Below are 13,596 nucleotides of genomic sequence, written 5' to 3'. Positions count from 1 at the left end.
GCAGTCCATCGCGGAAGCGCACAAGTGTCGGCAGAGCCGCCCAGGTGGTCTACGTCAAAAAATTTGATTAATTTACAGTAACCTACGTCGAATCAGCAAAGACCTGATGCCTTGGCCCTGCTTCAAACGTAGGGTCACTGGGTTTCGCAGTTCAGCCAAAGTCCGCGGTCAATTAGCAAGAAGGGGCCCTCGAAGGGAAGTCCGTCACGCCTTGTCGTCAGGCGCGGCATTTCCCACGTCTGCGCCACGGTCATATAGTCGCGGTAACCCGCTCGCGCGATCGACCCTGCCTTCACGATGTCGAACCGCCCCGCGACAACGGCACTTTTACAGCTTCTTGAAAAGTACAGACCACCTCGAGATCAGCGCAGGGGCGATCCTTGCACCAAGGCCGTCCAGAACCGCGTTTTTCACGGCCAGTTTTGCGCCGAAGGCTGCCTTATAGACGAACTAGTCGCGGCCGATTACATCGCCAGCGGCACAGATGCCACTATAAGAACACTGGCCACAATATTGCCAGACCGCCGATCAAGGCACCAAGAATGCGCTCGAAATTGCGAAGCGGCCTGCCGAACCAGCCACACATAGCCGCGGTGCCGCAAACGATGCCGATAATCGCCAGTAATACCGCCAAAATGATTTCGCCGGCCGAGCCTTTTAGAATCAGCGCGGGGTTGTAGACAAACGCGAACGGCAAGATGAACGCAGGCCAGCCAAAACGCATGGCTTCTAGCGCGGTGGACATCGGGCCAGCGCCTGCCAAGGTCGCCGCAGCAAATGCAGCGATTGCAACCGGCGGTGTCACCATACTCAACATGCCGAAATAAAGTACAAAAAGATGGGTCGCCGTTTCATCAAGACCAAAGCGTACAATCGCCGGAGCAACCAGTGCGGCGAGCAAAACGTAGACCGCTACGGTTGGCATTCCCATGCCAAGCACAATAGATATTGCAGCCCCGAGGATCAGAAGCACAAGAATCTGGTCGGCAGCAAATCCCACCAGATATGTCGTAAGGCCAAAACCCAAGCCGGTCTCGTTTAAAACACCGATCACTATGCCCGCAGCGGCGGTGATTATCAAAATCTGAGCCAGCGCGGTCCCCGCTCCCGCGAGCGCGCCCAACAGCCGTCTTGGGGCCAGCCCACCCCGTACCGATGGCATGAACAAGACTACCACCAGCAAAACACCGCAGGCTGCCAAACCTGCAGTATCCGGTTGCCAGTTCCACGAGAAAAGCCCCCAAAGTAAAGCGACAAACGGTAATATGTAGGCCCAACCCGCACGCAAGACTGGACCAGCCTCAGGACGCTCGGCTGGGTCAACGCCACAAATACCGTCCCGTCCGGCGACCAGATCAATTTGCAAAAACAATGCGATATAGAACAAAATCGCGGGGATCAGGGCTGCCAGCACCACAGCCGAATAGGGAATGTCCAAAAACTCGGCCATTAGGAAAGCGGCGGCACCCATGACCGGTGGTGTCAGCTGCCCCCCTGTCGAGGCCATGGCTTCGATCCCGCCAGCGGTGCTGGCCTTAAATCCAGCCTTTCGCATTAGTGGAATTGTAATCACACCTGTGGTCGCCACATTTGATACAGCGCTGCCCGAAATCGAGCCAAAGAGTGCGGAAGCGATCAGCGCAATCTTAGCCGCGCCGCCGCGATATCCGCCCATCGCCGCAGTTGCCAGATCGGTGAAAAAACGTGCCCCGCCCAAATGCTCCAGCAAGCGCCCGAAGGCGACAAAAATCACGACGATTGTCGCAGCGATTTTCAGAGGGGTGCCAAGCATCCCGCCCGTATCAAGCGCCAGTTGCGCGGCCAGCCGTTCGGGGGCGATCGGCAATGCCTGAAAACGGCCCGGCAAAGCAGAGCCCCAAATCCCGTAAGCAGCAAAAGCCAGCACGACGATGGTAATGGGCCAGCCCGCCGCCCGCACAAGTGCAAGCATTACGGTTATCAAAAGCGCAAGCGCGACAGGCAGGGCCTGTGACGGGTCAATCGCGGAAGCCAGCGACAGACCCGGGTATTCCAGAGCCAGCCAGACTCCTCCGACAAGAGCGATAGCCGCAAGACCTATATCGACAGCTTGGCCAATTCGGCCAAACCTGCCCCAAGGACGCGCCAGAAAAACATGTGCAACCGCCAGCGCCAATGAGAGCGCCAGAAATTGTTCTGTATAGATCGAAAGCCTTAACTCGCGGTGAAGCCCCACCGCCCAAGCAATCGCAACCGCGACAAGGGCCAAGGCGATAAGGCGCGCCATCGTCTCTCTTGACGCACCAATGCTTGGTTCGATACTGGGTTGCGCCGTTCGCTTGCCAATAACCCTTTGAGCCTCACTCACTATTACGCCTCCCTGCAGCTCGGTTCAAAAATATAGGGAACGCCAGAGATTGCCACACCACCACCTATTATTCCGACCAGATACCGGTCTCGCGATAGAACCGCTCCGCACCGCCATGAAACGTCGCACCGTCGACTTGCGTGGCCATTGCAGCAGGATCGAACCGGCGGAACGACCCATGGGATTCGATCAGGGCGGCTTTGTTCTCGTGCAGTGCTTTGACCAGCGCGTAGACCATATCCTCGTCGGCATCGGCGTGCGTTAACAGTGCATACTGATAGCCGATAAGATCGACAGGTTCAGTGATCTCGGGGAGCCGGTCCGATGGTTCGACACGGCCCACATATGATCCTGGCAGGCTTTTCGCGACAGCAGCGGCCGCGTCATCACCATCGATCACGGAGATAAACCGCACAGGAAGCTGGCTCATCGTTTGCTTCACCACACCGGATCCCGGTGCCAGCATCACCCCCACTACTGTTCCTTGGGCCAGCAGTTTGGCACCCTCAACAAAGTTAGGCACCGGAACGCCGTCAACGTCGTCTACGCTCAGCCCCGCCGCCTCTAAGACGGCTTCTTGCATAACACCGACAAGTCGCTGGCGGATATATCCAACGGGGAAAGGCTTTCCTTTCAGATCTGAAAGGGCGTGGATGTCACTGTCGGCGGCAACCATCATACCGACTTCGAAGGGCTGCAGCATTGCTGCCACACGGATATTGGGGTTAGCCGAGCCGTCAAAATTGCCGCTTCCCTGCGTGGCAAAGACCGCTTCGAAGATATTTGACGTCGCAAAGTCGATCGCCCCTTGGTTCAAAGCCGGGATGTAAACCGACGATCCACCCTGCCCGACCGCCCGCACGTCAATTTCGGTTTTTGCTGTGGCGACCTGCGCGACAGCGGCGGCAATGGAATAGCCCAGCGATCCTTGCGGTAAGGTGCCAATTGCAACGGGTCCGTTTTGGGCCAGTGCATTGGTCCCACACAGGGCGATGGCCGCGGCAGCTAGAAAAAGTCTCATATTGTATCCTTTGCGTCTATAATCTGTTTTGTTGCCAAAGAGTTAATCGATTGCCTCTCAGACGTGCAGCGCTCCGTCTTTCTTGGCTGGTCCTGTTAGTAATGACGATATGTAGGCACCGACAGTCGAGCCTAAATCCCCTAAATCGTCGGCAATTTCAAAATGGTTACGTCCAGCAACCAGTCGACATGCCACGAGCATTTTGCGCAATTTCAAAGCCTGCGCGAACTCAAGCGACTGACGTTTAAACTCTGGAGAATCGTTCTCTCCATAAAAAAGATGTATCGGCGCGTTCATCTGATCAATGCGCGCGATGGGGCTAAGCTGGTTGGCCTCCTGCTGCGTGAGGTCAATATATTGACGGCGGGCACTCAGCAGGACCGGTTCTAAATCATAGGCACCACTTATGCATACGATGGCGCGTATACAGGAGAGCGGCAGCGCATCCCCAAAATCGTATGATGCCAGCAGCGCGGCCATATGGGCCCCGGATGAATGGCCCGAAACCACCAGACGTTCGGCCTTGCCTGTTTGAACGTAGGTTTCATATGTCCATATCAAAGCGCTTGCGATCTGTTTCAAAACATCGGGCATCCGCGTTTGCGGGAGGCTGCCAAAATCGGGAACGACGAACGGCACTTCAATCGCCTGCATCGCCTTTGCGATGAAACTGCATCCGTCCTTCGATTGATATCGCCATGCGCCACCGTGGATGTGAAAATGGACAGTTTTACCCCCCGCATGGAACACATCCAGCCATTCATTCGGTCCGTCCCCGTAGGGTTGTGTGGTATAGTTGTTGTTGTTGGTTCGACATGCCCTACCCCCTAGAGCCCACCTGTCGAACATCTCCTGAGCGTTGTCCGCCCATTCATTCTGGTTATACGCACGGTCAAGATCTGCTTGACTATAGTCACGATAAACCTTGGTCGTCGCTCCTTCGGCAGAATTTTTCAAGGCTATTTTCCCAACTTTACACCGCCCATGGAACGAAATGGCAGTGGACTTGGCTATTGCAAACTAGGTAATCTGCTATAACATTTATGCATGTACATTAATCACAGAGAGCTGCGTGTATTTCTGGCCATCGCGCGGTGCGGAACGATCAATGCGGCCGCTCAAACGATCGGAATGACCCAACCTGCACTGAGCCGATCCCTAAAACGTCTTGAGGAGACGCTTGCGGTGCGTCTTTTCGACAGACACCCTGGCGGCATGGCCCTCACCGAGTTTGGCTATCTGGTTCAGAAACATGCCGAGTTGATCGAGTTTGAGAACATCCGGCTCGCCGAGGAACTCCGAATGATGAATGGCGCCGCAACAGGGCTTGTGCGAGTGGGCCTGGTACCGAGTGCTATTTCCAGCTTACTCAAACTTGCGCTGGCGGAACTTTACTGGGTCGCCCCAGATATACAGGTGCAAGTGATCGAAGGCGCTGGCAACCAAATGCTTGATTTGGTTGCCAACAGCAGCGTCGATTTTGCCATCATCGGTCAGGTTCAGTCTGATATTCCAGAAGGCGTTCTGACGGCCCCCATTGGCCACGAACAGGTCTGTGTTGTCGCGGGTCCCAATCACCCCATCCATTCAAAACCCGAGCTGAGCCTAAGCGAACTGAAAAAGCATCGGTGGATCCTGCCGGAAAAAGGCAATGCTATTTGGCTAGGGTTTAACAATTTGTTTCGCCGCGCCGGGCTGGAACCACCGGTCCCGTTCGTCACGACAAATTCAGTCCACACACTGAAAACCATGGTTGCTGAAGAAAACTATCTCTCCATGATGAGCCGCGTCATTTTCTCTCTCGAAGAAAAACACCGTCTGATTTTACCTATCCCTCTAGATACAGCCCATTGGCAACGCGAGATTTTGCTGGCACGTCGCAGAAACCGAAATTTTCTACCGGCAACCCGCCTGCTGCTTTCGGAATTTGAAAAGCAGGCCAAACTCCTAGCTCAGCCTGCCTGACATTATTCTCAATTGGACAACACCGCAGCCCGTGCATGGGATTACGGTACGTATCTATCTGCAGATACGAAACGGGTCCGGCTCAAGCGGCTACCTCGAAAGCTTTCTAGCCCAAACCGGACTGTTGAGGTGACCCCAGAGACTGGCCCCTGACATATGCACCGATTTACTATCTTCTGATCTGCACCACGGTGGAGAGAAACGTTGTCGAAAGAAAAGCAGCCTACCCCTGATTGCAGCCCGAAGGGGGCGACGCTGGTCCATCAATGGAAGCAGATCGCTGCATTCTCAGTTTTTACAACGATTACGATGGGCTGCGCTGTCAACTGTTTAGAGTCGAAAGCGGTGTCGGGTGCTGACAAAGCAGAATGAGCCCTTCATCGTGACTGCCTGAACATCCGAGCCAAGAGCAGCAGCGACATCAAAAGCATCGCGATCGCGATAGGAGACTTCAGCAGGAAGAATGCATCACCACCGGACGCAGTGAATGCGCCGCGCACCAGACCTTCCAAAGTGGGGGCTAATAAGAACCCGATGACGAAAGGCAGGATCGAAATCTCCAATCGCCGCAGCCCGTATCCGATCATTGCGAAGACACCCGCAGTCAACAGCCCCAAGTAACCGCCGTCCTGCACATAGGCCGCCGTCAGCGAAACAGTCATGATAACCGGCAAGATGACTGCCTTGGGGATGCGAACAAGGTGACCGAGAAAGCCCATCAGAAGTCCGCCCAACGTCCAGTTAAAAAAGTTGGCGACCACCATCATCGTAAAGATACCGAAGGCCAGCACGAGGTTAGCATTAAGAATGGTGCCAAAACCCTCGATCTCTTTGATGGGCGTAAATTGGAACACCTGAGGCCCAAAGGAGAAGTCCCCGATGGTTTCGACCGCAAGAATGATGAACACTGCCGCAAAATTGCCGGGGATGCCGAGGCTCATCACCGGGATCAGGTTGGCCCCAGAGACAGCCGAGTTCGCAGCTTCTGTTGCAACCACGCCTTCAGGCGTGCCGCGCCCAAAGGCTTCGGGTGTGGCCGAGCGGCGCTTGGCGGTGTCATAGCTGAGCGTGGCGGCGGTCGTCGTGCCGATCCCGGGCAGCGCCCCAATGGCGGTGCCAATCGCGGCGGCCCGTAGAATACCGGGTAGCATGCGCGCACGTTCGGCCCATGAAAGCGGCGGACCCATCTCAGGTGCTTCACGGGTTGTATCCTCAGAGCTTGGGGCCGCGTGCATCTCCTCAATAGACATCAGCACTTCGGAAATCACCAACACGCCGAGCACAGCAGATGTCAAAGGCAAGCCGTTACCCAACTCAGGAAGGCCAAAGGTCAGTCGGGGCCCGTTGCCTGACATCGTTGAACCAATCAGCGACACAAACATACCCAGCAATCCGCCCAGGAGACCCTTTAACGGGGCCTTTCCGACCACGGCCGCCATGAAGCAAAGCGACAAGATGATCAGTGCTGATTTTTCAGGGAGACCAAGAATCCGCTCGACAGCGACGGCGATTGTCGGGGCTGCGATGAACAGCACAATATCTGAAAAGTTGTCTCCCATAACCGAGGCAAAATGCGCGGTCTGGATTGCTTTGCGCCCCTGCCCCTTGCGCGCCATTGGATACCCGTCAAGCGTAGTCAGAAATGCATCGGGCGTTCCGGGCGTTTTGAAAAGAATGGCAGGTACGGCCCCGCCAACAGTCGCGCCCTTCATGATGCCAAGCAGACAGCCGAGGACCGGATACAGGGCATCATTGCCGTAACCAAAAATCGAGACGAGGATCGGCAGTGCAATCGCCATCGCAAAAGGACCGGACATGCCGGGAACTGCGCCAATGAGTATGCCAACCAATACGCCGATCAACACCATCAACACAGGCATCAGCTGCAACACACCCTGAGCACCGTAGAAGACAGAGCTGACGCCGAGCCCAATGTATTGCAGAAGAAGATCCATGGAAGGTTCCTAAAGGTCAGCGTTCGGGGGCAGCTGAATATTGTTAAGCAAGCCATCGAAAATCAGAATGAGTACCGCAGCAGTGGCCGCTCCGATCAATAGATCAGATGGGCGCAGCCTGTGGCGGGTTATTCGGATGAGGCCGCATGTCAAAAGCGTGGCGCCGAAAAAATAGCCGGAGACGTCAAAGGGAAAGCTCGCCGAAGCAGCGCGGTAGCCACTCAATGTGGTTAGTCCGGTCATGTTGGTCAGCCAGATTAAAGATGGCCCCACTATGTTCATTACCAGCAGGCTGGCGCCCGTAAGGATTAAGCATCGCCCGAGAAAAGCGAGATTTTCAAGACTGATATGCCCGACCAGTTCTCCACCTGTTCCGCGCTTTGCGCGAAGCTGGCTGAGGATTAACAGCGCCGCGAGCGGTACCATCAATGCGACGAGGAGTATCGGGAAGAAGCTGTCACCGGGCACTGTGCGCCCGGTGAGGTTTTGCTGCATAAATCCACTGCCAATGTCCCGAGGAAACCAGACCAGCAGGCACAGCGCTGCAAACGCGAGTGTGCCGAAGCCTACCCACAAATTCCAACGGCCATTTTGGTGCGAACTGCTGGTGATTTCCTCGGGAGCATCACTCATTTATCGAAAACTTTCATCATCTCGATATTGGCATCATAAGTGGACAATATCTGAGTGCGCAGAGCCTCGCCTTGCGTCACGATCGGTGCCGGCGGGTACTGTTTCTCGATAAACTGACGGGTTTCACTTTCCGGATTGGCGAGTATCTCGGCGACCACCGAAGCGATCTCTTCGCGGATCTCCTCTGGCATACCTGCGGGGGCGGTAATGATATACTGATACCCAAGATTCAGGTCGACCCCTATGTCTTTCAGGGTCGGCTTTTCGGGATCGAGAGCCACAGGGCCGGTCTCGGCCGATGCGAGGATTTTCAAGACGCCGGCCTCGACCAACGGTTTTTGCACACCGCCGCCCCAGCCTACATTCGCATCCATCGAAACGAGGGCGTTTAGCGCACCCTTACCACCTTCCGTTCGCAGATGGTTCACACTGATGCCAAGACCGCGCGCCACCAACTCGGCCCCCGCCTCGACCTGCGTTCCCCAGTTGGCCCAGACAATCTGCTCACCGCCGTTCGCGGCCGCCTGAAGGTCTTCGAGCGTATTCCAGCCACTGTCGGCTCTTGCCAGCACCGCCATCTGAGAGCCTGCGGTGGTCGTGATATAGGTGAAGTCCTCGGGAGCGAGGTTGTCACTATTCATTGGTGCAAAATCGTAGGTCGTCGTGATGGCAAAGCCGAGCGTTTGTCCGTCTGGGGCTTCGGACTTTAGCTGTGCCGACATCACTGTGCCGTCGTCACCCGCTTTATTTTCTGGAATGACCTTCCAGCCACGCAGCGCTTCGATCTCTTTCGCGAGTGTCCGGCCTTGAACGTCAGTGCCGCCCCCTGCCCCATAGCCGATCCACAATCGAATGGGGCCGTCGGGCTTCCATTCTGCGAACGCAGGGCTGGCAAATATCGCTAAAGACGCGCCGACCATAATTATACTTTTCATATCATTCTCCACTGTTGCATTTGATTATTTTGCCGGAATCAGGTCCCATGTTTGCCCTCAACCAGCTCCATGGGGCGATGGCCCCGTGGCAGTTCGAACCGCTGAATGATCAGCAACTGACCATCGCGGTCGAATTCTTTTGCATCCCAGATCATGCCCACATGCGGCGCCGCAAGGTCGAGCTGTTCGCAGGCGTGTCGCGACAAAAGATCTGCGCTCGCGCTGTGCCGCACTGTCGCTGTGCGCATGCCGAAGCTCTCCCAAAGGAGCCTGTGATACGACGCGCCATGGAAGGTATCGGCACTCGCGCCGCCTTCTGCCACGTGATGTTCGCATCGCATGTAAAACGAGCTGTAGGCGGGGGATGCACCGACAACCCAGACGAGACGGTCGATACGCATAACCTCTTCCGCCTCGAACTCGGTGAGCAGTGCGCCGTATTCGGCTGCAAGCACACGTTGTACCCTGACGACGCGGGTAAAAGGCATCATTTCCGCTCCGGTGGCGGGGTCACGGAAACGGTAGACGTGGACCTCTGGCACCTGATGGTTTCGGTCTGCAATGAAGCTCCCGAGCTTGCGGCGGCGGACAATCAGCCCTTCATCGACCAATTTGCCCAAGGCCTTTTGCACAGTCGACAGTCCAACAGGCAGCGCCGCACATATCTCGGTCTCTTTGGGCAGATGGCCCCCGGGCATAAACGCGCCTGAATGAATACATGCCGCGAATGCCTTAGCTAGACGGATGTATTTAACGCCCGTATCGGCGGCGGCCTCCCATTGTACCGCGAGCGGGGCGAGGGAAAGTTTTGCGGTTTCATCGCTCATGAGCAACGGTAGTAATTAAAAAACAAACTTGTCAACTCCGTAGTTAATAACGTAACCTAGCAGAAATCAGACGCTTGAAGAGAGGTTGCACGGAATGACTGAGACTTGGGCTGTTGCAACCGGACACCCGACCGCGACCCGCGCTGCAGAGCGTATTCTGCGTATGGGCGGAAATGCGGTAGACGCAGGCGTCGCGGCTGGATTAACACTTGGTGTCGTTCAGCCCGATCTCGTATCGATTGCGGGCGTGGCACCTATCGTGATGTACGATGCCGCCAGTGGCCGGGTCACCAGCCAGGACGGTGTTGGCGGTTGGCCGGCCGCCGCCAACGTCGAAGAGATGCACCGCGAACACGGCAACCATGTGCCAGAGGGTCTCCTTCGCACGGTGATCCCGGCGGCACCTGCCAGTTGGATCCGCGCTCTTTCTGAAAAGGGAACACTGCGGTTTGCCGACATAGCACTGGAGGCGCTGGAGGCCGCTAAGGATGGGTTCGAAGTGTACCCGCTGTTTGCCAATTTTGTCGCCTCGCGTCAGAATAAATACGCACGTTTTGCTTCTACTGCCGAAATATTTCTGCCCGCAGGACGCCCTCCGGCTGTCGGCGAGCGCTTCATTCAGCGCGATCTGGCATGGACATTGGAACAGATGATTGCGGCGGAAGCGACCTGTCCAACGGATCGGGGCGCCGGCCTCGCGGCGGCCCGGGCCGCATTCTATGAAGGCCCGATCGCAGAGAAGATTGTACAATTTCATGCCTTGAACGGCGGCCTTCTGACCGCGGCCGATTTGGCCGGCTACCAAGTCCGTGAAGAGGCGACGATCCCCATCCATTTCCGCGGCACGGAGGTGCATTGCTGCGGCGCTTGGTGTCAGGGTATTTCGATGGCCGAGGCGCTGGCGATGGTTGAGGCGGCTGGCCCCGAGGCTGCAACCCGCGACGGTGCGCTGAACCTGCACTTTCTCATCGAAGTCCTGAAGCGCGTCTTTGCGGACCGCGAGGCCTATGTCACCGATCCCGACCACATGGATGTTTCGCCACTGATGCTTGTCGCCTCTGAGTTCATAGCAGAACGGCTTTCAACCATTCATGACAGCTCTGACCCGCTCCCCGCACCGGGGCTGCTCAACCCGTCTAGCGGCGAACCTTCTGTTTTTCACATAGGTTGCGCCGACACGTCACATGTCAGTGTGATCGACGGCGCAGGAAATATCTTTTCAGCCACGCCAAGCGATCCGAGCTACGACACGCAGGTGATCCCCGGCACAGGTTTGTCGGTGTCCTCCCGAGGGTCCCAGTCCCGTTCGATTCCGGGGCACCTCAACGCTCTAGCTCCGGGCAAACGGCCCCGATTAACGCCAAATCCGATTCTCGCCTTAAAAGACGGAAAGCCCTGGCTTGCCATGGGTACTCCCGGCGGCGATGTGCAGATACAGGCGATGATCCAAGTGCTGCTCAACATCCTCGATCTGGGGATGTCACCCGCCGAGGCAGTGCGTGCGCCGCGCGTGGCCACCTTTGCTTTTCCCGGCAGCTTTGCCCCGCACGACGTGCATCCCAACAAGATACTTTGCGAAGCGGACCTTCCCGATGCACAGGTTGCGGACCTTGTCAGCCGCGGTCACGATGTTGAAGCTTGGCCAGAAGAAACTTGGATGGCTGGCGGGATCTGCCTAGCCCTGCGCGATCCAAAAGGCGGCGTGATGGCGGTCGCAGATAGCCGGCGTGCTGGCACAGCTGCAACCGGACCAAACCCAAGCCTAGAAGGCTTCCAACCCGATGAAGAATGACCTCGAGCGCATCGCCGATCCCGCCACGCCGCTCAATGCGGCCTACGCGCTATGTTCTGCTACAGTGCCGAACGGGCTTTTTACTGCGATGAGGTTTCACCCTGCCGAGATGGAGGTAGAGCGGCTCTATTCAACCATGTCAGACATCTATCCTGTGAGCGGTCGAAAACCTAAACGAGACACGCCTTGGGGCGAAAAGGTTCTGACGCGCAAGGAAGTTAACATCGGCTTTGGTCCGGCTGATATCGCGTGGGCGTTTTCGGATTATGAGACCATTCTCGGGCTAGGGCTTGAAGCCGTACTGAACATACCCGTGGTCACAGATGGGCAGATCCTCGGAACGATAAACTACTTGCGCAAAGCTCCAAGTTTCACTGAAGGGGAGGTGGTCGCTGCTCAAGCTTGCGCCCACGCCCTCGCTCTCCGTAAAGACTTAGGTCGGACCAACAGCCACTGAGCGTACCTCCACTCTTGTCGGCTCCTCGATACAGGTCAAAGTTGGTTGGCATCGAGCGGATGTGAGGCGGATTTAGAGTGAACCCCACAGACTGGTGCACGGGGCATCGTCAAGTTGCGGGACATCTGAAAAGCCTGTACGCGAGCGCATGACCAAACCCAAGGGCATTGCCAAGTTGCTGGCGTGTGCGGTTGAGGGTAGCAGGCAGAAATGAAAATGCCAGTCTCTCTCCCGCGCCTCAAAGGCTTCCGTTACCCGCGTTCCGTGATCGCATATGCCGTGTGGGCCTACTATCGGTTTGCTCTGAGCACCGCAGATGCCGAAGACCTTCTCGCCGAACGCGGCGTGATTGTCAGCCGGGAAGCGATCCGCTTGTGGGTCAACCGGTTCGGGCACCATTTCGCCGGGTGTCTTCGCCGGAACCGCAAAACACCCAACGACAAATGGCACTTGGACGAAGTCGTGTTCGCGATTAGAGGCGAGAAATTCTGGCTTTGGCGCGCGGTGGACGGGTAATCCCCCCATTTTTAATGGGGTCCAGCCGGCTTTGTTGCAGGGATCGTCCCACCGCTGATATCGATGCGGTCAGTACCCTTCAGGATGTTGTAGATGCCGCACAAATTCAATGCCGCTCGTCGTGACAAGATCCCGAAGCAAAAGTATCGGGTGACCAACTGGCCTGAATACAACGAAAGCCTGCGGCAGCGCGGTGATCTGACAGTTTGGATCAGCGAAGACGCGCTTGCCTTGTGGTCGGCACCACGCCGAACAACGCGTGGTGGTCAGCCGCATTACTCTGATCTGGCGATTGAGCTTTGCCTGACGCTGGGCCTGGTCTTCAAGCAGGCGCTGCGTCAAACCCAAGGCTTGATGCGCTCTATTGCCAAGCTGCTGGGTGTTGAGATCATGGTGCCGCATTTCACGACCATCTCGCGCAGGGGCAATGGACTGCGTTTGCCTCCCAAAGCTGTGCCCCAGAGCGCCATCCCGGTGCATCTGGTCGTGGACAGTACCGGGTTGAAAGTATTCGGCGAGGGGGAATGGCTGGAGAAAAAGCATAAAACCAAGCGCAAACGGCGCTCTTGGCGCAAGCTGCACCTTGGCCTTGATCTTGTCAGCGGCGAGATCGTCTGCTCTGATCTGACCACGGACGACGTCGGCGATCCAACGGCACTACCAGACCTCTTGGATCAAGTCGACGGTCCGGTTGATCTGTTTCTGGCAGATGGCGCTTACGACGGAGAACCAACATCTGATTTGCTTGCCGCTCGGTTCGGACCGATGATCGAGGTGACGATCCCACCTCCCAAAAACGCAATCCTGAGCGCTAATGCGGCCCACAATCCGACGGCACGAGACTGCCATATCGCCGACATCGCAATCCACGGGCGGATGGCCTGGCAGAAAGCCACTGGTTACAATCAACGCAGCCGGGGCGAAACCCTCATGGGCCGCTGGAAAGCCGTCATTGGGCCCAAAATCAAGGCGCGCAACTTCGGAAGTCAGAAAACAGAAGCCAAGATTGGCGTCCGGGTGCTCAACCGGATGACCGGACTTGGCCATCCAAATTTTGAACGTACCGCCTGAATTCCGTCTCGGGTAGGGCGCGCTCTGAGTTGCAGTTGATCTGTGCAACACGGCCGCACAAAAGTGTGAAGGCCGTG

General features: G+C 56.7%; 11 protein-coding genes and 1 pseudogene. 5 read left to right on the top strand and 7 right to left on the bottom strand.

Annotation, left to right across the window (positions count from 1 at the left end):
- Positions 1-490: 490 nt before the first annotated feature.
- From BM174_RS17065 to BM174_RS17055, 3 genes are all read right to left on the bottom strand, one after another.
- Positions 491-2,266 carry a TRAP transporter permease gene (locus tag BM174_RS17065; RefSeq protein ID WP_093925068.1) on the bottom strand — a complete coding sequence of 592 codons (1,776 nt, stop codon included), beginning with the start codon at positions 2,264-2,266 and terminating at the stop codon, positions 491-493.
- Between the two features lie 148 nt (positions 2,267-2,414).
- Positions 2,415-3,368: a TAXI family TRAP transporter solute-binding subunit gene (locus BM174_RS17060; RefSeq protein WP_093925067.1), complete on the bottom strand. Its 954-nt coding sequence runs from the start codon at positions 3,366-3,368 to the stop codon at positions 2,415-2,417.
- 57 nt (positions 3,369-3,425) lie between these two features.
- On the bottom strand, positions 3,426-4,325 hold the full coding sequence (locus BM174_RS17055; protein ID WP_143092475.1) for an alpha/beta hydrolase: 900 nt from the start codon (positions 4,323-4,325) through the stop codon (positions 3,426-3,428).
- 90 nt (positions 4,326-4,415) lie between these two features.
- Between BM174_RS17055 and BM174_RS17050 the strand changes: the two genes are divergently transcribed.
- Positions 4,416-5,333, top strand: coding sequence for a LysR family transcriptional regulator (locus BM174_RS17050; protein WP_093925065.1), 918 nt, complete (start codon positions 4,416-4,418; stop codon positions 5,331-5,333).
- 377 nt (positions 5,334-5,710) lie between these two features.
- On the opposite strand, the gene BM174_RS17045 is transcribed toward BM174_RS17050, so the two are convergent.
- From BM174_RS17045 to BM174_RS17030, 4 genes are read right to left on the bottom strand one after another with little or no spacing between them, the layout of a single operon-like run.
- Positions 5,711-7,288 carry a tripartite tricarboxylate transporter permease gene (locus BM174_RS17045; RefSeq protein WP_093925064.1) on the bottom strand — a complete coding sequence of 526 codons (1,578 nt, stop codon included), beginning with the start codon at positions 7,286-7,288 and terminating at the stop codon, positions 5,711-5,713.
- A 9-nt stretch (positions 7,289-7,297) separates the two neighbouring features.
- Positions 7,298-7,921 (bottom strand): hypothetical protein, encoded by a 624-nt coding sequence (locus tag BM174_RS17040; protein WP_093925063.1) that lies wholly within the window; start codon positions 7,919-7,921, stop codon positions 7,298-7,300.
- Positions 7,918-8,856: a tripartite tricarboxylate transporter substrate binding protein gene (locus BM174_RS17035; protein ID WP_093925062.1), complete on the bottom strand. Its 939-nt coding sequence runs from the start codon at positions 8,854-8,856 to the stop codon at positions 7,918-7,920. Before BM174_RS17035 ends, BM174_RS17040 begins: the two co-directional genes overlap by 4 nt.
- A gap of 38 nt (positions 8,857-8,894) precedes the next feature.
- On the bottom strand, positions 8,895-9,683 hold the full coding sequence (locus BM174_RS17030) for a GntR family transcriptional regulator (RefSeq protein WP_093925061.1): 789 nt from the start codon (positions 9,681-9,683) through the stop codon (positions 8,895-8,897).
- Positions 9,684-9,777: 94 nt separating this feature from the next.
- On the opposite strand from BM174_RS17030, the gene BM174_RS17025 reads away from it, so the two are divergent.
- The 4 genes and pseudogenes from BM174_RS17025 (at position 9,778) to BM174_RS17010 (ending at position 13,519) form a co-directional block, all read left to right on the top strand.
- Positions 9,778-11,475 (top strand): gamma-glutamyltransferase family protein, encoded by a 1,698-nt coding sequence (locus tag BM174_RS17025; RefSeq protein WP_093925060.1) that lies wholly within the window; start codon positions 9,778-9,780, stop codon positions 11,473-11,475.
- On the top strand, positions 11,465-11,932 hold the full coding sequence (locus tag BM174_RS17020; RefSeq protein WP_093925059.1) for a GAF domain-containing protein: 468 nt from the start codon (positions 11,465-11,467) through the stop codon (positions 11,930-11,932). The genes BM174_RS17025 and BM174_RS17020 overlap by 11 nt, the downstream gene beginning before the upstream one ends.
- 210 nt (positions 11,933-12,142) lie before the next feature.
- A pseudogene (locus BM174_RS17015) lies at positions 12,143-12,442 on the top strand (IS6 family transposase); the annotation flags it as partial.
- A 99-nt stretch (positions 12,443-12,541) separates the two neighbouring features.
- Positions 12,542-13,519, top strand: coding sequence for an IS5 family transposase (locus tag BM174_RS17010; RefSeq protein ID WP_093925058.1), 978 nt, complete (start codon positions 12,542-12,544; stop codon positions 13,517-13,519).
- Positions 13,520-13,596: the final 77 nt, after the last annotated feature.

Source organism: Sulfitobacter brevis, assembly GCF_900112755.1.
Lineage (GTDB): Bacteria > Pseudomonadota > Alphaproteobacteria > Rhodobacterales > Rhodobacteraceae > Sulfitobacter > Sulfitobacter brevis.
Note: the sequence above shows the minus strand (reverse complement) of the source record. Positions and strands in the feature narration are given on the sequence as shown.

What these genes read in the sequence shown, in the direction of transcription:
- BM174_RS17065 (WP_093925068.1), bottom strand. Translation starts at nt 2,266, where the DNA reads ATGGCGCGCCTTATCGCCTTGGCCCTTGTCGCGGTTGCGATTGCTTGG.
- BM174_RS17060 (WP_093925067.1), bottom strand. Translation starts at nt 3,368, where the DNA reads ATGAGACTTTTTCTAGCTGCCGCGGCCATCGCCCTGTGTGGGACCAAT.
- BM174_RS17050 (WP_093925065.1), top strand. Translation starts at nt 4,416, where the DNA reads ATGTACATTAATCACAGAGAGCTGCGTGTATTTCTGGCCATCGCGCGG.
- BM174_RS17045 (WP_093925064.1), bottom strand. Translation starts at nt 7,288, where the DNA reads ATGGATCTTCTTCTGCAATACATTGGGCTCGGCGTCAGCTCTGTCTTC.
- BM174_RS17040 (WP_093925063.1), bottom strand. Translation starts at nt 7,921, where the DNA reads ATGAGTGATGCTCCCGAGGAAATCACCAGCAGTTCGCACCAAAATGGC.
- BM174_RS17035 (WP_093925062.1), bottom strand. Translation starts at nt 8,856, where the DNA reads ATGAAAAGTATAATTATGGTCGGCGCGTCTTTAGCGATATTTGCCAGC.
- BM174_RS17030 (WP_093925061.1), bottom strand. Translation starts at nt 9,683, where the DNA reads ATGAGCGATGAAACCGCAAAACTTTCCCTCGCCCCGCTCGCGGTACAA.
- BM174_RS17025 (WP_093925060.1), top strand. Translation starts at nt 9,778, where the DNA reads ATGACTGAGACTTGGGCTGTTGCAACCGGACACCCGACCGCGACCCGC.
- BM174_RS17020 (WP_093925059.1), top strand. Translation starts at nt 11,465, where the DNA reads ATGAAGAATGACCTCGAGCGCATCGCCGATCCCGCCACGCCGCTCAAT.
- BM174_RS17010 (WP_093925058.1), top strand. Translation starts at nt 12,542, where the DNA reads ATGCCGCACAAATTCAATGCCGCTCGTCGTGACAAGATCCCGAAGCAA.